Below are 21160 nucleotides of genomic sequence, written 5' to 3'. Positions count from 1 at the left end.
TTATTTGCAGGTATAATTATTTTTAAATTTTTGAAATCTATTTCACTCCATTCTAAATTTCTGATATTAGCACTTCTTAAAAATAGATATGGGCTGATTTGCAAGGCTACTTTTGTGAATATACTTCCATTATAATTTTCTATTGCTAATAGCAACTCTTTAAATCTTTCTTCTTTTGTGATAGCTCTAAGATTTTGTTTTTTTAGGGGAGCCGTAAAGAGCTTTCATGTCTAAAGTTAAAATATTGCTATTTTCTATATATTCTTTATTTATGGCATACAGTATAATTCTTAAAGGCTTGAGAAATTCTTTTTATAGTTTCAAGCTTTCCCTCTGCTTTTAGTTTATCATATATTGCAATAATATCCTGTCTTGTTAAGGTTGTAATATCTTTATCTCCTAGTTTTGAGATAATATGGATATCTACTCTATGTGGAGTATTATAATTAGATTTTTCTTTATAAAAATTTTCAACCCACTCTTTAAAAACTTCTTTTAGGGTTTTTGATTTTTGTATATCTTCTTTTTGAATTTGTTCCTTGGGATCAATTTTTTCAGTTAACATATTATTAAAAATATTTGCTTTTTCTCTTGCACTTGATAGTGTGGTTGTTGGGTATTTTCCTATTTTAATACTTTGTATTTTTTTTGTTTAACCTATATCTAAAATAAAAAAGATAATAGTACCTTTTAGCGAATCTTTTGCTTCGATGTAGAGATTTTTAGTGTACGCATCTTTAATATATGTTCTTTTTTACAATTAAAGTTTTAAGTTGCTTATCATTAACAATAATCATTTTTAATATTCCTATGTTAAAAAGTATATGTTATTTTTGAATTTTAAAATTTAACATATACTATAAAATATACTTTTAAAATTGTCAAAATTGATTATTTAAGATTATTTAAAACATTGCTATATTATATCTTGACTAATTATTTGAGATCATTTAGGATTATTTAAGAAAAGAAATAATGGTGCGCTCAAGAGGATTCGAACCTCTGGCCTTTTGAACCGCAATCAAATGCTCTATCCAGCTGAGCTATGAGCGCAAAAATAAGTTAAAATTATATATAAATATTCTTAAAATAAGCAAAATTTTGCTTATTTTATTTGTTTTTTAGCTTTTTTACCTTCATCTAAATCAAATTCTTTAGCCTTTTTTGAATGATAAAATATAAAACCTACAATCAAAATACAGCAAATCAAAGAAAAAATATAAAGTGTGCCATAAGGGCTATCTTTGAAAAAAAGATTATTAGTATTCATTCCAAAAAATCCCACGATCAAATTTAAAGGTAAGAAAATAGAAGAAAGTATGCTTAAAAGATAAATACTTTTATTCATTTTTTCATTTTTAATTGCACTTGTTAATGTATAAAGAGTATCAATTCTTGTTAGATGTTCTTTGGTATTTTTATTTAAGATGCTGATGGATAAATTTAGAATTTTTAAATGTTTTTTGTATCGTGCTTGTTCGCTAAGCAAAAGATTGAAAGCTTCACTTAGAAGATTAATTTGCTTTAGATTTTTGTTAATTTTTTGTCTTAAAACAAAGGATTTTTTGTAAAAATTTTTAACAAAACCACCTTTTAAGATAATACCTTCTTTGTGTTCTAAAAGGTTTTGAAAATGAGTATTTTGTACTTTAAAATCTTCTAAAATAGATTTAATAAAATTTGAAAATTCTTCTATGCTAGAAAGCTTAAATTCTTCATTTTGAAGTTTATAAATTTTCTCATCATTAAAAAGCCAAGTTTCTAAATTTAATCCCACGTAAACAAAAATTTTTTGTCCATAAATTTCGCTATAGAAAGTTTCTAAATTCTTTGCTTGCAGGATTTTTTTTAGATTTTCGTGTAGCTCTAGCATTTTATTTGCCTCTTAAGTGATAAAAATTTCTTTTAAATTGCGTAAAAGAATTGTTCAAAATTGCTTCACGCATCTTTCTTGCAAGTTCAAGATAATAATGTAGATTGTGCAGACTTGCCAAACGAAAAAAAGTAAGTTCTTTAGCTTTAAAAAGATGGTTTAAATAACCCCTTGAAAAATTACGACAAGTATAACATGAGCAAGTAGGATCTATAACTTCATGATCGTTGATAAATTCTGCTTTTTTAATATTAAATTTTCCAAAACTTGTAAAAAATGTTCCATTTCTTGCATTTCTAGTTGGCATCACGCAGTCAAACATATCTACCCCTCGCTCAACATTTTCTACTAAATCTTCAGGCGTTCCTACGCCCATTAAATATCTTGGACGATTTTCGTCTAGATAAGGGTTTAAGTTTTGTACTGTTTCATACATCAAGGTGTTTTCTTCGCCAACGCTAAGCCCACCTATAGCTAAACCATCAAATGGCATTTCGTTTAAACTTAAAGCACAACGCTTTCTTTCTTCATAATCTGTGCCACCTTGGATAATACCAAAAATATTTTGCCCTATACCTATACCTTTATTTTGCATATTTTTATGATAAACAATAGCTTCTTTTGCCCAAAGTATAGTGCGATCAACAGAAATTTTAACTCTTTCTTTGGTTGCAGGTAGGGCTACTAAATCATCTAAAATCATCATAATATCAGAGTTAAAATCATATTGGGTATCTAAAACACTTTTTGGAGTAAAAAGATGACGACTTCCATCAATGTGACTTTTAAATTCTATGCCTTCATTAAAATGTTTGGAATTTTTACTTAAAGAAAAAGCTTGAAAACCACCACTATCGGTTAAAAAACTTCTATCAAATTTCGTAAATCCATGTAAACCTCCAAAATCTTTTACTACTTTGGAAGTTGGACGCAAGTACATGTGATAGGTATTTGCTAAAATAATTTTTGCATCAAGCTCATTTTTCATATCATTAGCATCAAGACTTTTAACCGCTCCTACTGTGCCAACAGGCATAAAAACAGGGGTTAAAAAAGTGCTGTGTGCGGTAGTGATTTCACAAACCCTTGCCATTCCATCTTTATGCTTTAATTTAAATTCCATTTGTTATAATTTCCTTTTTGGAGTTTAAAATGAATAATATTTTAATTATAATAGATGGTATTTTAGCAAAGCATTTCTTAGAAAGGCTTTGTTTTGAAAAAGGCTTAGGTTACTTTTTTACAGTAGTGTGTCAAAATAGTGAAAAAAATAACTTAAATATTTCTAGTGAGTATATTGACTTGCATTATTTTGATCCTACAAGCACAGCGCGTCTTGAAAATATTATGAGTAAGGATTTTAAACAGGCTTTTATTTATATGCAAGATGAATTTGAAACTAAAAAAAGTTATGAGGCTTTGCGTTCTTTAAATCCAAATTTAGAAATAGAAATAATGGATTTTTGGGGGTTAAGTGTTAATGATACTCATGCAAATTTAGCTGATGCTAGAATGACTTTAAGCCGTAGATTTATGGATTTTTTACCAGATATTGCTTTAACAGCTCAGTATATAGGACTTGGAGTTGGAGAGATTATGGAAGTAAAAATTCCGGCAGGGTCTATTTTTGCTTATAGGCACATAAGTTCAATACAACAAAAAAGGTGGCGCATAGTCCTTATTTATAGAAATTCTAAAATTTATTTTGTAAAACCATCTTTTGTTCTAGAGCCAAATGATAGCATTTTGATCGTTGGGGATCCTGTTGTTTTACAAAGTATTTTTCATAATATAAGAGGCAAAGCAGGGCAATTTCCTATGCCTTTTGGAAGTAATGTTTTTGCTTTAATTGATATGAAAAATATGAATCAAAATATGCAAGAAAGAGTGCTTGATACTACTTTAAAATTAACTCAAAAAAGCAATGCAAAAAGATTTTTTATACATGTTATCAATCCTAAATTAGGGGTAATGTATGAAAAATTAAAAAAACTTTCTGAGGATAAAGAAGGTGTGTTTTTTGATTATTTCAACACGGATTTTAAACAAATTTCCATGTGGTTGCAAAATAATGATATAGGATTAGTTGTAACCGATATAAAAAATTTTGAGAAAGAAAAACAAGCTTTTTTTGATTTAAAAATTCCTATTATGAAGGTGGGTGAAGCTTCTTTTGATGAGCTTAAAGAAGCGATTATTTTAAGTGCTGATGAGAGTGAGCTTGAAAACAATGCAAATGTCATTACTGATTTAAGTAAACAGCTTGATTTTGGAGTTATTTTATATTATTATAATCCAAATTCTCAAAATACTACAGATATGGAGGAGTATTTTAGAAGTTTATCTAAGCTTTATGATAAAAATATACAAATTATTAATAAAAATGATGAAAACCCTCTTTTAAATTTGCAATATCGCGAAGATTTGTTACAATTTGTGAGTTTTCAAAAAGAATTACTAAATAGAGATTTTGCCAGAAATTTAAGTACAAATTTAAATAGGCATTATTATAAAATGAGACAAAATTACCAACTTTTCATACCAGTAGAATAAATAATTAATTAAATGTGATAGAATAAACGCAAAAAGAGTAGTTCAATGCAAGTAGAAGTTAAGTTAAAAGAAAATGCTTATAAGGTTTATATTGATGAACTTGAAGAATTAGAATTTGATAGTAAGGTTTTTATACTTTCAAATCCTAAGATTTCAGGTCTTCATTTGAAAACATTACTTTCTAAAATTAAGGCAAAAGAAATTTTTATTGCCACTGTAAAAGATGGTGAAGAATATAAAAATTTAAGCACCATGGAAGAAATTTTAAACCAAATGTTTAATTCTAAATTGGATAGAAAAAGCGTACTTATAAGTTTTGGTGGTGGCGTGATTAGTGATATGGGCGGATTTGCTGCTAGTATTTATCAAAGAGGTATTGATTTTATAAATATTCCTACTACACTTTTAGCCTGTGTTGATGCAGCAGTAGGTGGAAAAACAGGTGTTAATAATAATTTTGGTAAAAATCTTATTGGCACTTTTTATCAACCTAAAGCTGTATATTGTGAGAGTTTTTTTTTAAAGACTTTGAGCTCTAGAGAACTTGCTGCAGGCATGGCTGAATTTATTAAAATGGCAGCAATGTTTGATTATAGTATACTTGATTTTATAGAAAAAATTGATGAAAAAAGTTTCTTAAATGCTACTTGTGAGAATGAAATTTTTACTCAAATTATAGCAAAAAGCATAGAGCTTAAATCAAGGGTTGTTGAACAAGATGAAAAAGAATCAAGGCTTAGAATGCTTTTAAATTATGGTCATACTTTTGCTCATGTTATAGAAAATTTTACAGATTATAAGCTTTATTTACACGGAGAAGCGGTGGCTATAGGTATGGTTATGGCAAATCAATTGGCTTTAAATTTAGGGCTTTTGGATAAAATGCAAAGTCAAAGAATAAAAGATATTTTGCTTAAATTCGGTTTGCCAATATCATATAAAATCAACAATGTAGATGAATTTTATGAAGCTTTTTTCATGGATAAAAAAAGCTCTAATAAAAAAATCAATTTTGTTCTTGCTAGTCCTTTGGGTAAGGGTTTGATAAAAGGTGATATTTCTAAAGAAGATATAATTGCAACTTTAAGAGAATTCCAATGAAAAAAATTATTATTTTAACCTTTTTTGTTGTTTTTGCTTTTGGTGATGTAAATCGGACTATTATTAATAATATAAATGAGAAAATTAATACTTTAAATACTGTAATCAGTGCTAGTATTTGGAATATACGTTATGAAAATTTTATAAAATATCAAGATATAAATGATGAATTAATCATTTTAAATCTTAATTTAAAAAAGACTTCTGATATTCACCATCAAGAAGAACTTAAACGCAAGATAGCAAATTTAGAAGAGCAATTGAGCTTGCTTAAAGAATATAAAGATTTAAATTTTGCACAAAGTCTTAGTGCCCCTGATAATATAGAAACTTTATCTAAGCTTACTAATCCTTTGGCTATTATAGGAGCTTTTTCTCATATTAAGAAATTAAAAGGAGAAAAGGAAGAGTATATATTTAAATTTAATGATTTTAAAAATTTAGTAGATAAAATCAAGGAAAAAAACTCAGAACTTAAGGAATTAGTTGAGCTTAAACCAAGTGTTGAGAATATAGAAGCTTTAAAAGCTTCGGATAAAAAGTTGGAAGAATTTGAGCAAGCTTTAAATTTTGCTAGTGTTTCTTATTCTGTTTATGAGAAAAAAATTGATGAAGAGCTTTCTCGAGTAAGTGCCGAGATTAAAGTTCAAGGCTTAAGGGCTGTAAATATACTTGTTGCTATTGTTATTGTTATAGCTATAGCTTTTATGTTGAAATTTATTGCTAAAAAATACATTAAAGATAGTGAAAGATATTATACTGCTACGAAGATTATTAATTTTATTAATATAAATATTATTTTTCTTATTTTGCTCTTTGCTTATATAGAAAATATTACTTATCTTGTAACTATACTTGGTTTTGCTTCTGCAGGCTTAGCTATTGCTATGAAAGATATGTTTATGTCTATGCTTGGATGGTGTGTGATTATTTTTGGCGGAAGTTTTAGAGTAGGGGATCGTGTAAAAGTTTTTCAAAATGATACTACCTATATAGGAGATATTATAGATATTTCTTTTTTACGCATTACTCTTTATGAAGAACTTACGCTTGAAACTTATAGTAAAAATCGTCGTAGTGGACGTATTATATTTATTCCTAATAACTATGTTTTTACAAATTTGCTTGCTAATTATACTCATCATGGTATGAAAACCGTGCTTGATGGCATTGATATAAGTGTTACTTTTGATAGCAATCTTGACAAAGCTCAAGAAATTGTGGAAAATATTGTTACACGCCATGCCAAAGGTTATACTGAGCTTGCTAGAAAAAATATAGCTCGTTTACAACATGAATATAGTATTAAAAATCCTAAAGTGGAGCCAAGGTTTTTTATGTTTTTTGAACATTGGGGAATGCGAATTTCTGCATGGTATATGACTAATGCTTATGCGGCTTTGGTATTAAGAAGTACGATTAGCAAAGAGATTATAAAAGAATTTAATAAGCATAAAGATATAAAAATTGCTTATCCATCGCAAAATTTATATTTAGGAAATTTAAATCAAAGTCATTTTGAACAACATCATGAAAATATGTATTTTCATGCAAGGAATAAGGATTGAAAGAAAAAGTTTTTTTTAAAACCTTTGGGTGTCGCACAAATATTTATGATACAGAGCTTTTAAAAAGTTATGTAAAAGATTATGAGATTATAAATGATGAGAATAAAGCACAAATTATCGTTGTAAATTCTTGCACGGTTACAAATGGAGCTGATAGCGGGATAAAGTCTTATGTAAATACCATGCAAAAAAAAGGCATTAAAGTTATACTTACAGGTTGTGGTGCTGTAAGCAAAGGTAAGGAGCTTTTAGATAAAAAGCAAGTTTTTGGAGTGCTTGGAGCGTCAAATAAAGATAAAATCAATGAATTTTTAGGAGCAAAGACAAGTTTTTATGAACTTGGAAATTTAAATTTTATTGATAAAGATATAGTTTGTGAGTATGAAAATCATACCAAAGCTTTTGTGAAAATTCAAGAAGGTTGTGATTTTGCTTGTTCTTATTGTATTATTCCTAGCGTGAGGGGAAAATCAAGAAGCGTGGATGAAAAAGCTCTTTTAAAACAGGTTGAAATTTTGGGAGCTAATGGCTATAGTGAGATTGTCCTAACAGGGACTAATATAGGTTCATATGGGCTTAAAAATGGCACAACCCTAGGCAAGCTTTTGCAAAAAATGGGACAAATTTTAGGTATAAAACGCATAAGGCTAGGTAGTTTAGAACCTGCACAGCTTGATGAAAGTTTTTTAGAAATCTTAGATGAAGCTTGGCTTGAAAGGCATTTACATATTGCATTGCAACATACAAGTGAAAAAATGCTTCGCATAATGCGAAGAAGATCACATACGGATAATGATTTAAAGCTTTTTAATACTATAGCAAGCAAAGGATATGCTTTAGGGACGGATTTTATAGTAGCTCATCCAGGCGAGAGTGAAGAGCTATGGCAAGAAGCTTTAAGAAATTTTAAAGAATTTCCACTCACTCATATCCATGCTTTTATTTTTAGCCCTAGAAACAACACGCATTCTGCTACCATGAAAGATGTGATAAATGGAACTTTAGCTAAAGAAAGGCTAAACACTTTAAAATCCATAGTAGAAAAAAATAATTATGAATTTAGGAAAAAAAATCAAGTTTCACTTGAAGTTTTGGTAGAAAATCAAAAAGATGGTTTTTTTGAGGGTTATGATCAGTTTTTTAATAAGATCAAAATTAAAAGTGATAAAGATATAGCTAAAGAATGGATCGTTATATCTGAATATGAAGTACAAGAAAAGTCTAACTTTGCAAATTTAAAAGGCTAGATAATGAAAAATAAAAAGATAATTTTAGCATCTTTTATGGTTTTGTGTATGCTTTTGGGAATTTTATATTTTAAAAATGAACCTAAATATATAGATGAAAATCTTTATCAAAGTCTATTAAGCCAAAATTTAATCCAAAAAGCTGTGATTGATAAAGACGAAATTTGGCTTAAGGCAGAAGGTGAAAATTACGTAATTATAAAAGATGGCATAGATATAAAAACACTTTTATCAAAGGTTCCTGTAGAGGTTAAAAAAGATAATACACTTTGGGTGTTTTTTATTTTATTTATTTTTATTATTGCGCTTTTTATAAGTCTTGGTTATTTTGCTCGTAAAAAAGAGTTGGCTAAATATCCAATATCAAATAAGAATCAAAATCACACTCAAGCTCAAAATTCAAATATAAATTTAGAAAGTTCCCATATAAAACCTGTGATTTCAAATATTACTTTTAATGATGTAGCAGGTGTTGATGAAGTTAAAATGGAGCTAAGCGAACTTGTGGATTTTTTACAAAATCCTAAAAAATATAAAGAATTTGGTGTAAAAATGCCAAAAGGTGTTTTAATGGTAGGCCCACCTGGTGTAGGAAAAACATTGATAGCAAAAGCAGTTGCAGGAGAAGCAGGGGTGCCATTTTTTTATCAAAGTGGTTCAAGTTTTGTTGAAATTTATGTAGGTATGGGTGCAAAAAGAGTTAGAGAGCTTTTTTCAAAAGCTAAAATGATGGCGCCTAGCATAGTTTTTATTGATGAAATAGATGCCGTAGGTAAGGCAAGAGGAGAAATGTCAAATGTTGAAAGAGATAGCACTTTAAATCAACTTTTAACTCAAATGGATGGTTTTGAGGACAATAGCGGGGTTATAGTTATAGCTGCGACAAATAAAATCGAACTTATGGATCCTGCTTTATTGCGTTCGGGGCGTTTTGATAGGAGAATTTTTTTATCTTTGCCTGATTTTAAGGATAGACTTAAAATTTTAGAAATTTATATGAAAGATAAAAACAATAATATCAATTTAAATAAAATCGCTAAAGCAAGCGTAGGTTTTAGTGGAGCAGGGCTTGAAACTTTGGTCAATGAAGCAGCAATTAATGCTTTAAGAAGAAATAGTGCTTTAGTCGAGGAAAGTGATTTTTATGCTGTATTAAATAAAGTTCTTTTAGGTAAGAAAAAGATTTTAAGTTTTAATAATGAAGAGAAGAAAATTCAAGCCACTTATCAAGCTGCAAAAGCTTTGAGTGCGTATTATCTTGACATAGGATTTGATAAAATAACTCTCATTGAAGATCGTTTTAAAGAATATGAGCATAATATAAGATCAAAATCGGAGCTTATCAATCGTATAAAAGTTTATTTGGCTGGTTCTAGAGCTATGAAATTAATTTACAATGAAAGTTATACTAACTCGCAAGATGATTTTTTAAAGATTAAAGAATTGCTTGATTATATGTTGAGTTTTGATATGTTGGAAGAGTCAAATTTAAGTGAACAAAAAAAAGAAATGGATGAATTTTTAAATTCTATGAAGGATAAAATTTTAAAATTATCAGAGCTTTTGCTTGAAAAAGAAAAGATAGAATATGACGATGTTAAAGATATAATGCAGGTTTGATGATATGTTTAATCATCAAATTCTTTATATAAGATAGTTCCATTAAAATCTATAAGAATTTTTATATCGTTATCAAGTTTAATCTTATAATGGTTGATTTTTCTTTCAATTTCTCTAGCTTTTGTATTTGGAAATTCGTTTTTAATGATATTGGCTAAATTTTGAGGTAAAAAATCTAGATCAAAAGGAAAGGCTTTATTTTCAATTTCCTTCCAAGCTCCATCTATGTCAAATTCAAGTTCTGTTCCATCGCTAAGATAGACTTCATAGGAATTCTTGTCTTTTTGAACGATCCCTATAGGTGCTTTGAAATTATGTTGTAAAAATTCTTTAGAAACACTTGGTAAATTATCAGCAGAAATTATTATATCAGCATTTAAGGATAAACTTAAAATAGTAATAATGCTTAAAAATTTAATTTTCAATATTCTTCCTAATTATTTTTTAGTAAAATTGTAAAGAATTTATGTGAATTTTATGTGAATTTTAAGACAATATTATAAAAAATAAAGGTTTTATATTTTGCTTACAATTTTTTTAATTTTTTTAAATATTTTATGTTATTTTTTGATTTCTTATGATTATTACAATATCCTTGGTTTGAATATTTTATTTTTTAATGGAGCTTATTGGCAGCTTTTAAGTTCAATGTTTTTACATGGAAATTTAACTCATCTTATATTAAATATGATAGTTTTGTTTCAATTTGGGCGTATATTAGAAACTTATTTGGGTGCTTTGCGTTTTATTTTTATTTATTTTATTGGCGGATTGTTGTGTTCACTTTTAAGTGTTTTTTATGTGTATTTTGATTTTAAATATTTTGGAGAAAATATAAATGTCATAGGTGCTAGTGGTGCAATTTGTGTTTTAATGGGCTTTTATGCTGTTCTTGATAAAAATAGCACAAAAGGACTTATAGTGGCAATTTTACTTATGAGTTTTGCACCATTGCTTATGGGGGTAAATGTTGCTTGGTATGGTCATATTTTCGGGTTTATGTGTGGTTATATTTTAGCTAAAATAAAAGAGGTAAAATGAAAAAAATTTATATTATAAGACATGCAAAAGCAAGTAAGAGTGAAGACATCGATGATTTTGAAAGAAAACTTACTAAGAGTGGAAAGGAAGATTTAAAAAAACTTTTTAAAAATCTTGCTTCGCATGAAATTCATCCTGATTTGGTGCTATCAAGTCCTGCTGTTAGAACCGCTAAAACAGCGAAAAAAATAGCCAAATTTTATAATTTTGATAAAAATAGAATTTGTTTTGATGAAAGATTGTATCTTTGCAATGTTGAAAATTTGCTAAAAATTCTGCAAGATATTGATGATGAGTTTAATGAAGTATTTTTAGTGGGTCATAATCCTAGTTTAATGGAGCTTGGAGAGTTATTAAGTTCGCTATGTTTAGCTTCTTTTCCAACTTCTTCTATCTTGTGTTTAGAATTTGATATTAAGGAATTTAAAAATTTAAAAAAACATAGCGGAAAATTAGTTTTTTTTGAACATGTACGCAAGTTAAAAGAAGAAAAAGATCTGGGTTTTTAGTAAGGAGATTGACTCTTACTTCCAACCTTCTATATAATTTTTTAGTTTTCTTCCTACTTTAGGGTGTTTGAGTTTTTTTATAGCTGAGCTTTCTATTTGTCTCACTCTTTCTCGAGTGACATTAAGTTCCTTTCCAATTTCCTCTAAAGTTCTATCACTTTCATCATCCATTAAACCAAAACGCATACGAATTACCGCTTTTTCTCTATCGTTTAATTGATCTAAAACTTCATCAATTTGTTCTTTTAAATCATCCTTTAAGATATGATCCATTGGAGAAAGTGAATTTCTATCTTCAACAAAATCTCCAAATTTACCATCATCTTCATTTCCTATTGGAGCTTCAAGAGAAATTGGTTCTTTTGTGATTTTAATAACTTGTTTAACCTTATCTACGCTTAAACCTACTTCTTTAGCTATAACACTGACATCAGGTTCTTTTCCATCTTTTTGTAGATGTTCGCGGATAATTTTGTTAATTTGATTGATGGTTTCTATCATATGGATTGGAATTCTTATGGTTCTTGCTTGATCAGCTATAGCCCTTGAAATAGCTTGCCTGATCCACCAAGTTGCATAAGTGGAAAATTTATAACCCCTTTTGTATTCAAATTTATCCACAGCTTTCATCAAACCTATATTTCCTTCTTGGATAAGGTCTAAGAAAGGCAGACCACGATTTGTGTAGCGTTTAGCTATGCTTACAACAAGGCGCAAGTTTGATTTTGCCATTCTTCCTTTTGCTTCATCAGAGATTTTTTTACCGCGTTTAATTTGCTCCAAAATTTCTTTTAAGCGTGATTTTTCAAGATCAAAGCTTTTTTCACTGGCTTCTTTAGTTTGAAATAGTTTTTTAATTTCCATATAAGTGCTTACCATGGTTGTTTCTAAAGCTCGCTCTGTGATTTCTTCTTTGCTCAATTTTGTAATATCTTTTAAAATATCTGCATGGCGTTTTTTAAGTTCATCAGAAAACATAGGTAAGCGGTATTCTAAACGCTTAAGTTCTTTGTCAAATTCTTCATCACTTTTTAGTGCAGTTTCCATTGATTTTACGATTTCGCTAATAAGTTTTGAAGTAGGGCCTAGATCCATTAATTTTTCTTTTAAAATATTTTTTTTGAACGCGATGCTTAATTTATCTAAAAGCTCATCTCCACTTTCTTTGTCTTTGGATGTTTTTAGCCAATCTTTTTTAGCTTTTTCTAGAGCTTTAAATTTTTCTATAACTTTTAAAGTTCTTTCATCTTCTTTTTTGCTGTTTTTTTTAGTATTTTCTTCGTCTGATTCTAATTCTGTTTCGTTTTCTTCGTCTTCATCTATATCAAGTTCATCAAGTTTATCATCACTTTTTTCTTCATCGTCAAAGCTTTTAAATAGTTCTTTTACCCTTCTTTCTCTGTTTATTAAAGGTTCTTTATAATCTAAAATAAAATCTATCAAATAAGGCACAGAACAAAAAGCATCAATGATAATATCTTCGCCAAGTTCTATTTTTTTGGAAATTTCAATTTCTTCATCTTTGTTTAATAAAGCAATTTGTCCCATTTCTCTTAAATACATACGAACAGGAGAGTCTGATCTACTCCATTCTAATAAATCGTTTTCATTGGCTAAATCAAATTCGTTCTCAAGGCTTGTATCTTGGAGTTTTTGTTTTTCTTCTTGAAGTCTTTTTGCATCTTCTATGTTTTTCATTTGTGCAATTTCAGCTGCTGAAAAAAGTTGCACTTTGTGTTTTTTCATTAATGCTTGCACTTTTTTAGCGGTTGATGCACTTGGTTGTTTTGTAAGATATTTTACCAATTTTTCATATGTGATATAATCTTTTGCATTTTCTTGAAATAATTCTTCTAATTCAGCTTCTTGAGTTTTGGCGTTCATTGATTATCCTTGAAATTTATATAAGCTTTGGATTTTATCTAAAAATTGCTTAACTTTCTATATAAATCGGTTATTATGTTTATGATTTGAATATTTTTTCAAATTTTTCTAAAGCTCTGTTAAAATTATAATTTTTTCTTTTTAAGGTGTAAAATTTACGCTTTAGGTCGATATTTTTTAATTTAATTTCATAAAGTGTTGAATTTTTTAATTCTTTTTCTATGCTTTTTTTGGAAAAAATAGAGATTGCTTTTTTTTGTAAAACAAGTTCTTTAATCGCAGCCATTCTATCAAGTTCAAGAAAAATATTAAGTTTTTTTGAGCTTGCACCAATTTCGTTTAAAAATTTATCCCTTAAGCCTGAGCCTGCTTCTCTTAAAATCCATTTTTGTTCCAAAAGTTCATCGATATAAAATTCTTTTTCATTGAGTTTTTTATCGCTTGTAGCTACTATAAGTTCATCATCTTGCCAAAAATTTATTTCTAAATTTTCATATTCCACTAAAGCTGGATCAAGTTCTGCTTCAATGATTGCAAATTCTATATTTCCGTTTTTTAGTAAATTTAAACATTCTTTTGAATTCTGTGTTTGAGATCGAATTTCTATGTTTTTAAATTCTGCCTTAAAATCAAATAAAATAGGAGCTAAAAAATGTTCAGAAATGCTTTGAGTTGAGGCTATTTTTATTTCCCCTAAGAGCATACTTTCATCGTTTAATTTTTCTAAGCTTTGGTAGTAGGCTTGTATAATTTTTAACCAATTTTTTCCTAGTTCTAAAGCTTTTGGTGTAGGTAAGAGTTTTTTTCCAAGTCTTTCAAATAAAATGCCATCAAATTTATTTTCTAAATTTTTAATTACTATTGAAACATTAGGTTGGGTTATGGAAAAATTGTTGGCTGTATGAGTTGGACTTTGAGTGTTTAAAAGATCTAAAAATATTTCCATATCTTTGATTTTCATGAGTGATTCCTTTATTTAATAAAAAAAATTTATTATAAAAATTAAAATAATATATTTTTATAATTTTAATAAAAAAAATATAATAACACAAAATTTACAAAAAGGAAAATAAATGAAAACAAGTTTTTTAGCACATAGCGTGGCTATAGTGCGTTCAAATTTTAAGGGTTTGCTTTTTACTGCTTGTATAGTGATTTTTGCTATGTATCTTTCTAGTGTTCAAAGTATCAAAGATACCACTCATTTAGCAGCGACTGCTTTTGCTATCATCATAGGAGTATTGCTTTCTCCTTGGTTTTTTAAATACCAACATCATTTTCAAGCTGGAGTGCATTTTAGTGCAAAAAAGCTTTTAAGACTCGGTATTGTTTTATATGGTTTTAATATCACTTTAACTGAGCTTTTAAGTGTAGGGTTGAAAGGGTTTTTACTTTCTGCTATAGTGATATTTTTTGTTTTTATTATTGCTTTATTTGTAGGAATGAAAATTTTTAAACTCGATAAAGAAACTTCTATGCTTGTTGGAGCCGGAAGTGCGATTTGCGGTGCGGCAGCGGTTTTAGCACTAGAGTCAAGTTTAAAAAGTGATCCTTTTAAGGGAATTTTAGCTGTAGGTACGGTGGTGATTTTTGGACTTGTGTTTATGTTTTTGTATCCCATAGCTTTTTCTTTAAATCTTTTTCCTTTTTTTGATCAAAATGCTATGGGTGTTTTTATGGGGGCTACCTTGCATGAAGTGGCAAATGTCGCAGGTGCTGCTGAAATGGCAAAGGATATGGCAGGATTTGAACAAGGTGCTTCTAATGTTGCAGTGATTATAAAAATGATGAGAGTGATTTTACTTGTGCCTTTTTTGCTTATAGTGACTTATTTTTTCGCTAAAAACCAGCATTCAAGCAGTGGAAAAACTGCAAAAAGTATCACTATACCTTATTTTGCTTTTGTATTTTTAGGCATGATAGTTTTAAATACTTATTTAGCAAGTAAAGAAAGTATTTTAGACATTGCTACGAGTGATATTATTTCTTTAGGTAAAACACTTTGTACCTTATGTATCGTTTTTGCTATGGCAGCTTTAGGTTTGCAAATTGACTTTAAAAAATTTTTAAAAAGTGGCTCTAGGGTATTTGGCTTGGCTTTTGTTTTAGGGCTTGTTTTGATTTTTGGAGGATATTTTTTAACCTTAGCTTTTAAAGGTATACTTTGGTAATAAAAATTATTTTTTAGAAAATTTTATTTTATTAATCAACTAAGAATATAATTTAATTCATTAATTAAATTTATTAAAAAGGAATAAAGGTGAAAAAAAATCTTGTAAGTGTTTTAAGTTCTTGCTTGTTAGTTTCGGCTTTAAGTGCTGTATCTTTTAAAGAAGATAGTTTAAAGGTTTCTTTTGAAGGATATAAAACTAAAGATATGATAGGAGCAAAAGGTGAATTTAAAAATGTAGAATATAAATTTTCTAAAAATACAAAGGATTTGGCAAGTTATCTTAAAGGCGCTAAAGCTACCATAAAGCCAAGCAATGCTTTTATGAGTGAAGGCAATGATATTATAACCAATAATATCACAAAAGTATTTTTCCCTGCTTTATTGGGAGATACGGATATTAAAGTTGTTTTTCAAGATGTGATTGCGGGTGAAAATAAAGGCGTTATTTCAGCAAAAATTACTATGGATAAAAAAAGTACTATTGTGCCTTTAACTTATACTATCAAAGATAATAAATTTGAAGCTAAAGGACAACTTGATTTGCATACTTTTAAAAATGGTTCTAAAGCATTAAAAGCATTAAGCGATGTTGCTGCAGGACATGGTGGAATTTCTTGGCCTTTGGTGGATATCAGTTTTAATGCTGATTTAGCAGAATAAAAAGTAGCCTTAAGGCTACTTTAAAATACAATATTTTCTTAAATTATTTTCAAAAATTTCATAATCTTTTATATTTTCAAGTTCTTGATAAACTTCACTGCCTTTCCATAAAATAAAAACCGTATTTTCATCTTTTAGATTTTTGCAAATTTCAAGCAAAGGCTTGACATCCATTAAGGCTCTTGAGGTGATGATATCGGCTTTAAAGGTATTTTGGCATTCTTGAACTTTTTCTTTGTAAATATGTAAATTTGAGAGTTCACATTCTATTTTTAGTGTCCGCAAAAAAGCAGCTTTTTTGGGATTAGGTTCGAAAAGATGAAAATTACTTTGTAATAAAAAGGCTAAAAATACAGCTGGAAATCCTGCGCCACTTCCTATATCGGCGATATTTTTTGCTTTAGAAAAATCACAAAAATCTAAAATTTTAATACTATCAAAGATATTTTCATCTATATTTTTTAAATGAGTAAGATTGTGAATGCGGTTAAATTTAGATAATAACTCTTTATAAATTTTTATTTTTTCTTCAAAGTTTTTTAAATCATAGTTTTGTAAAAAATCATAATCTTTAAAAATCATTTATTTAAGATGTCCCATTTGAGTTTGTTTTATGTTTAAATACTCTGCATTAAAACGATTAGGTTCTATTAAAATCGGTACGCGTGTGATGATTTTTTCTTTGATAGAATCTAATTTTTCAGGGTTATTTGTGAGTAAATTAACCTTAGAAATTCTATAGTGTTTGAGTATAAATTCTACAATTTCATAAGTTCTCTCATCGGCTTTAAAGCCAAGCTGATGATTGGCTTTAATCGTATCAAAACCTTTATCTTGTAAAGCATAAGCATTAACCTTGTTAAAAAGCCCTATACCCCTTCCTTCTTGTCTAAGATAAATCACCATTCCACCATTCTTTTCTATATATTTTAGCGAAAATTCAAGCTGTTCTCCGCAGTCGCATTTTAAACTTCCTAAAGCATCTCCTGTTAAGCACTCTGAATGAATTCTTAGATTGAGTGTATCTTTTGGAGTGTTTTTAAATATGCATAAATGTTCTTTATCGTTTTCTTTGAAACTTTGCATTTGGAAATTTCCCCATTTGCTAGGTAAATTCGCAATTTCTGAAATTTTTATTTCCATTTACTACTCTCTATAATCAAATTTATGTTAAGATTTTAGCAAAAAAAGGACAAAAAAATGTTTAAAAGATTTAGAAGATTAAGGCTTAATGAAAACTTAAGATCTATGGTAAGGGAAAATTCTTTAAGTGTAAATGACTTGATTTATCCGCTTTTTGTGGTTAATGGAACGGGGATAAAAAAAGAAATTTCTTCTATGCCTGATGTGTTTCAAATGAGTTTAGATGAAATTTTAAAAGAGTGTCAAAATGTAGTTAATTTAGGCATTAAAGTCATTATACTTTTTGGTGTTTTAGAAAATGAGAAAAAAGACAGTTGTGGAAGCGATGCTTTAGATGATGAAGGGCTTGTTGCAAGAAGTATAAGAGAGATTAAGAAAAATTTTCCAGATCTTTTTATAATCAGTGATCTTTGTTTTTGCGAATACACAGATCACGGGCATTGTGGGATTATCGATCCAAAAACAAAAAGCGTAGATAATGATGCAACTTTAGAAATTTCAGCCAAGCAAGCCTTAGTTCATGCAAGAGCAGGGGTAGATATGATAGCACCTAGTGGAATGATGGATGGTGTTATCACTACTTTGCGCAAAGCTTTAGATAAGGAAGGTTTTGAAAATTTGCCTATAATGGCGTATTCTACTAAATTTGCATCAAGTTATTATGGGCCATTTCGAGATGTAGCAGAGTCAGCTCCAAGTTATGGAGATAGAAAAAGCTATCAAATGGATTTTGCTAATGGTAAAGAAGCTTTAGAAGAAAGCTTGGAGGATGAAGCACAAGGAGCTGATATTTTAATGGTAAAACCTGCTCTTGCTTATCTTGATGTGGTTAAAGAAATATCTCTTCATTCTAACTTGCCTTTGTGTGTTTATAATGTAAGCGGAGAGTATGCTATGTTAAAGGCAGCTAAAAATGCAGGAGTGATTGATTATGAAAAAGTTTTGTATGAAACTATAATAGCTTTTAAAAGAGCAGGAGCAAAGCTTATCATCACTTATCATGCTAAAGAATTAGCTAAAATGTTAAAAGGAGAAAAATGAAACATTTTTTAACTTTAAGAGATTTTTCTAAGGAGGAAATTTTAAGCCTTGTAAATCATGCTAGCGAGCTTAAAAAAGAGCCTAAAAAACTTTTACAAGATAAAACTTTAGCAATGATTTTTGAGAAAAACTCTACAAGAACAAGAATGGCATTTGAATTAGCCATAACAGAGCTTGGCGGAAAGGCTTTGTTTTTAAGCAGCAATGATTTACAACTTAGTCGTGGTGAGCCTGTAAAGGATACAGCTAGGGTGATAGGGGCTATGGTTGATTTTGTGATGATGAGGGTCAATAAACATGAAACTTTACTCGAATTTGCAAGATATTCTAAAGCTCCTGTGATCAATGCTTTAAGTGAGCTTTATCATCCTACTCAGGTTTTAGGGGATTTGCTTACTATCAAAGAATGGAATAAAATGCAAAATGGTATAGCAAAAGTTGCTTTTATCGGAGATAGTAATAATATGTGCAATTCTTGGCTTATTGCGGCTGCGATTTTGGGCTTTGAAATTAGTATAGCTATGCCAAAAAACTATAAAATTAGCCCTGAAATTTGGGAATTTACTATGAAACAGGCTTTGATTTCAGGAGCTAAAATTTCCTTAAGCCATGATAAATTTGAAGCCTTAAAGGATAAAGATGTAGTCATCACCGATACTTGGGTTTCCATGGGTGAAGAGAATGAAAAAGAACGCAAGATTAAGCAATTTGAAGGATTTATGATCGATGAAAAGGCTATGAGCATTGCCAATAAAGACGCGATATTGCTTCATTGTTTGCCTGCTTATAGGGGTTATGAAGTGAGTGAAGAAATTTTTGAAAAACATGCAGATGTGATTTTTGAAGAAGCAAGAAATCGCCTTTATGTGGCAAAAGCCTTGCTTTGCTTTTTGGATAATCAGAGAGGAAGAGAATGAAAGAGCTAGAAAAGTATAGCACTTGCTTAAAGCGCATTGATGAATTTAGTCAAAATCTAGGAATAAAGAAAAAAGATAGAACGATTTTTAAAATGAAGCAAAGCGAGAGTGAAAACGAAAAATGTTTAGTTCTTGAAAATGGAAGTTTTGATTCTCCTGAGCCTTGGTTTGTGATAGATGAAAACGATGAAATTCACACTTTGCTTTCTTTACAAAGTCTTAAGAATATACTTGAAAGTTTAAAACAAAGTCAAAAAGAAAATTTTGAATTGCGTTTAGAAAAGGCGATTTATCAACAAATTCCTGTAGATTTTAACGATGTTTGGACGGTTGCCATGGATGAGATCAAGCAAAAGGCACAAAATGGTACTATGGAAGTTAGTATTGATCTTGAAAAATTAATTTCTAAAATCAAACAAGAGCATCCAAATTTATTTGTAGATATGCAAGCGATGATAGAAAGGGTAAACCAAAATGAGAGATTATAAAGCTTTTGTAAAATACTCTAAAGCAGGACCACGCTATACTTCTTATCCTACAGCAGTAGAGTTTAATACAAATTTCAAATACGAAGAATATATAGAAATTTTAAAAAAACAAGATAGATCTTTATCACTTTATTTTCATTTACCATTTTGTAGGAGTGCTTGTTATTTTTGTGGTTGCAATGTCATCTATACTGCAAAAGAAGAGAGTAAAGAAAGGTATTTAACTTATATTTTTAAAGAGCTTGATATTTTAAGTACCATTTTAGATACTAAAAGAGAAGTGGTGCAAATGCACTTTGGTGGCGGAACTCCAACTTTTTTTAGCGCTAAACAACTTCAAAGTTTGATTTTAAAAATCAGATCTATTTTTGGAAATTTTTCCAAAGATGCAGAGATTAGCTGTGAGATCGATCCGCGTTTTTTAAATGAGGAACAAGCCATAGTTTTAACGCAAAATGGCTTTAATCGTATCAGCTTTGGAGTGCAGGATTTTGATGAAAAAGTTCAAAAAGAAATTCATCGCATCCAGTCTTTTGAATTAACACAAAATGCTTTAAATCTTGTAAGAAGCAAAGGGATAAAGTCTGTAAATATGGATTTAATTTATGGTTTGCCTTATCAAAATTTACAAAGCTTTACACAAACTTTAGAAAAAGTTATGCTTTTAAATCCTGATCGTTTGGCGATTTTTAATTACGCTCATGTGCCTTGGCTTAAGAAAAATATGAGAAAATTTGATGAAAATACCTTGCCAAGTCCTGATGTTAAGCTTGAAATTTTAGAATTTTGTGAGAAATTTTTAAGCAAAAATGGCTATAAAATGATAGGAATGGATCATTTTGCAAAAGAAAATGATGAGCTTTTTAAAGCTTTAGAAAATGGAACTTTACATAGAAATTTCCAAGGTTATACTACTAAAGGTGGTGCTGATTTAGTCGGTGTTGGGCTTACAAGTATAGGCGAAGGACAAAGACATTATGCACAAAATTTTAAAGATATGTCAAGTTATGAGGCTGCATTAGATAGAGGAGTTTTGCCTTTTGAAAGAGGCGTAGCTTTAAGCAATGATGATGAGCTTAGAAAAGCAGTGATTATGGAGTTAATGGCAAATTTTAAGCTTGATATTAAGTCAATAGAAAAAGAATTTTCCATTGATTTTCAGGAGTATTTTAAAGAGGATTTAAAAGCTTTGGAAGAATACAAAGATTTTATTAATTTTGATGAAAATTTTATCAAAGTCAATGAAACAGGCGTTTTGCTTATAAGAAATATTGCTATGTGTTTTGATGCTTATATGAAAAACATTAGTGAAGATAAAAAAGTATTCTCAAAAACGGTGTAA

General features: G+C 29.1%; 21 protein-coding genes, 1 tRNA gene and 1 pseudogene. 13 read left to right on the top strand and 10 right to left on the bottom strand.

Annotated features, from left to right (window positions below):
* Positions 1 to 265: 265 nt before the first annotated feature.
* The 5 genes and pseudogenes from BGS40_RS09580 to tgt form a co-directional block, all read right to left on the bottom strand.
* Positions 266 to 565 carry a phage integrase central domain-containing protein gene (locus BGS40_RS09580; RefSeq protein WP_126212076.1) on the bottom strand — a complete coding sequence of 100 codons (300 nt, stop codon included), beginning with the start codon at positions 563 to 565 and terminating at the stop codon, positions 266 to 268.
* 15 nt (positions 566 to 580) lie between these two features.
* A pseudogene (locus BGS40_RS09995) lies at positions 581 to 628 on the bottom strand (hypothetical protein); the annotation flags it as partial.
* Positions 629 to 976: 348 nt separating this feature from the next.
* Positions 977 to 1053, bottom strand: a tRNA-Arg gene (locus BGS40_RS05540).
* A 52-nt stretch (positions 1054 to 1105) separates the two neighbouring features.
* Positions 1106 to 1873, bottom strand: coding sequence for a magnesium transporter CorA family protein (locus BGS40_RS05535; protein ID WP_096738480.1), 768 nt, complete (start codon positions 1871 to 1873; stop codon positions 1106 to 1108).
* 1 nt (position 1874) lies between these two features.
* Entirely contained in the window at positions 1875 to 2996 is a 1122-nt protein-coding gene (gene tgt, locus BGS40_RS05530) for a tRNA guanosine(34) transglycosylase Tgt (protein ID WP_052781766.1), read from the bottom strand.
* Between the two features lie 29 nt (positions 2997 to 3025).
* Here tgt and BGS40_RS05525 point away from each other — a divergent pair, with 29 nt between their 5' ends.
* The 5 genes from BGS40_RS05525 to BGS40_RS05505 are packed head-to-tail and all read left to right on the top strand — an operon-like array spanning position 3026 to position 9962.
* A complete protein-coding gene (locus BGS40_RS05525; RefSeq protein WP_002857878.1) occupies positions 3026 to 4426 on the top strand; it encodes a COG3400 family protein in 1401 nt (466 codons plus the stop codon).
* 45 nt (positions 4427 to 4471) lie between these two features.
* The gene (aroB, locus tag BGS40_RS05520) at positions 4472 to 5527 is read left to right on the top strand and encodes a 3-dehydroquinate synthase (RefSeq protein ID WP_002852978.1); all 1056 of its coding nucleotides are present in this window, start codon (positions 4472 to 4474) and stop codon (positions 5525 to 5527) included.
* Positions 5524 to 7095: a mechanosensitive ion channel family protein gene (locus BGS40_RS05515; protein WP_087691856.1), complete on the top strand. Its 1572-nt coding sequence runs from the start codon at positions 5524 to 5526 to the stop codon at positions 7093 to 7095. The genes aroB and BGS40_RS05515 overlap by 4 nt, the downstream gene beginning before the upstream one ends.
* The gene (gene mtaB / locus BGS40_RS05510; protein ID WP_002869231.1) at positions 7092 to 8342 is read left to right on the top strand and encodes a tRNA (N(6)-L-threonylcarbamoyladenosine(37)-C(2))-methylthiotransferase MtaB; all 1251 of its coding nucleotides are present in this window, start codon (positions 7092 to 7094) and stop codon (positions 8340 to 8342) included. The genes BGS40_RS05515 and mtaB overlap by 4 nt, the downstream gene beginning before the upstream one ends.
* A 3-nt stretch (positions 8343 to 8345) precedes the next feature.
* Positions 8346 to 9962 carry an AAA family ATPase gene (locus BGS40_RS05505; protein WP_096738479.1) on the top strand — a complete coding sequence of 539 codons (1617 nt, stop codon included), beginning with the start codon at positions 8346 to 8348 and terminating at the stop codon, positions 9960 to 9962.
* An 8-nt stretch (positions 9963 to 9970) separates the two neighbouring features.
* Here BGS40_RS05505 and BGS40_RS05500 read toward each other — a convergent pair whose 3' ends face one another.
* Positions 9971 to 10387, bottom strand: coding sequence for a PepSY-like domain-containing protein (locus tag BGS40_RS05500; protein WP_002899792.1), 417 nt, complete (start codon positions 10385 to 10387; stop codon positions 9971 to 9973).
* Positions 10388 to 10484: 97 nt separating this feature from the next.
* Between BGS40_RS05500 and BGS40_RS05495 the strand changes: the two genes are divergently transcribed.
* Both BGS40_RS05495 and BGS40_RS05490 read left to right on the top strand, forming a co-directional pair.
* Positions 10485 to 11003, top strand: coding sequence for a rhomboid family intramembrane serine protease (locus tag BGS40_RS05495; RefSeq protein WP_002853517.1), 519 nt, complete (start codon positions 10485 to 10487; stop codon positions 11001 to 11003).
* On the top strand, positions 11000 to 11512 hold the full coding sequence (locus BGS40_RS05490) for a SixA phosphatase family protein (protein WP_002852934.1): 513 nt from the start codon (positions 11000 to 11002) through the stop codon (positions 11510 to 11512). Before BGS40_RS05495 ends, BGS40_RS05490 begins: the two co-directional genes overlap by 4 nt.
* Before the next feature lie 15 nt (positions 11513 to 11527).
* On the opposite strand, the gene rpoD is transcribed toward BGS40_RS05490, so the two are convergent.
* Positions 11528 to 13396, bottom strand: coding sequence for an RNA polymerase sigma factor RpoD (gene rpoD, locus BGS40_RS05485; RefSeq protein WP_002853451.1), 1869 nt, complete (start codon positions 13394 to 13396; stop codon positions 11528 to 11530).
* Positions 13397 to 13475: 79 nt separating this feature from the next.
* The gene (locus BGS40_RS05480) at positions 13476 to 14357 is read right to left on the bottom strand and encodes a LysR family transcriptional regulator (protein ID WP_002893222.1); all 882 of its coding nucleotides are present in this window, start codon (positions 14355 to 14357) and stop codon (positions 13476 to 13478) included.
* A 112-nt stretch (positions 14358 to 14469) separates the two neighbouring features.
* On the opposite strand from BGS40_RS05480, the gene BGS40_RS05475 reads away from it, so the two are divergent.
* Positions 14470 to 15567, top strand: a complete 1098-nt coding sequence (locus BGS40_RS05475) for a YeiH family protein (RefSeq protein WP_087692206.1) — start codon at positions 14470 to 14472, stop codon at positions 15565 to 15567.
* An 89-nt stretch (positions 15568 to 15656) separates the two neighbouring features.
* Complete coding sequence (locus tag BGS40_RS05470; protein WP_096738478.1) at positions 15657 to 16229, top strand: hypothetical protein; 573 nt, start codon at positions 15657 to 15659, stop codon at positions 16227 to 16229.
* Between the two features lie 15 nt (positions 16230 to 16244).
* Here the strand turns inward: BGS40_RS05470 and rsmG are convergent, their stop codons facing one another.
* Both rsmG and ribA read right to left on the bottom strand, forming a co-directional pair.
* Complete coding sequence (gene rsmG, locus BGS40_RS05465) at positions 16245 to 16811, bottom strand: 16S rRNA (guanine(527)-N(7))-methyltransferase RsmG (protein WP_052774014.1); 567 nt, start codon at positions 16809 to 16811, stop codon at positions 16245 to 16247.
* Positions 16812 to 17372, bottom strand: a complete 561-nt coding sequence (ribA, locus tag BGS40_RS05460; RefSeq protein ID WP_087704527.1) for a GTP cyclohydrolase II — start codon at positions 17370 to 17372, stop codon at positions 16812 to 16814.
* Positions 17373 to 17429: 57 nt separating this feature from the next.
* Here ribA and hemB point away from each other — a divergent pair, with 57 nt between their 5' ends.
* Genes hemB through hemN form a run of 4 tightly spaced genes read left to right on the top strand, consistent with a single transcriptional unit; the run spans position 17430 to position 21160 of the window.
* A complete protein-coding gene (gene hemB / locus BGS40_RS05455) occupies positions 17430 to 18413 on the top strand; it encodes a porphobilinogen synthase (RefSeq protein WP_096738477.1) in 984 nt (327 codons plus the stop codon).
* Entirely contained in the window at positions 18410 to 19330 is a 921-nt protein-coding gene (gene argF / locus BGS40_RS05450) for an ornithine carbamoyltransferase (protein WP_058000685.1), read from the top strand. Before hemB ends, argF begins: the two co-directional genes overlap by 4 nt.
* Positions 19327 to 19818, top strand: coding sequence for a DUF2603 domain-containing protein (locus BGS40_RS05445; RefSeq protein ID WP_002873198.1), 492 nt, complete (start codon positions 19327 to 19329; stop codon positions 19816 to 19818). Before argF ends, BGS40_RS05445 begins: the two co-directional genes overlap by 4 nt.
* The gene (gene hemN / locus BGS40_RS05440) at positions 19805 to 21160 is read left to right on the top strand and encodes an oxygen-independent coproporphyrinogen III oxidase (RefSeq protein ID WP_057096235.1); all 1356 of its coding nucleotides are present in this window, start codon (positions 19805 to 19807) and stop codon (positions 21158 to 21160) included. The genes BGS40_RS05445 and hemN overlap by 14 nt, the downstream gene beginning before the upstream one ends.

This window comes from Campylobacter sp. 107, assembly GCF_002383835.1.
Classification (GTDB): Bacteria; Campylobacterota; Campylobacteria; order Campylobacterales; family Campylobacteraceae; genus Campylobacter_D; species Campylobacter_D jejuni.
Note: the sequence above shows the minus strand (reverse complement) of the source record. Positions and strands in the feature narration are given on the sequence as shown.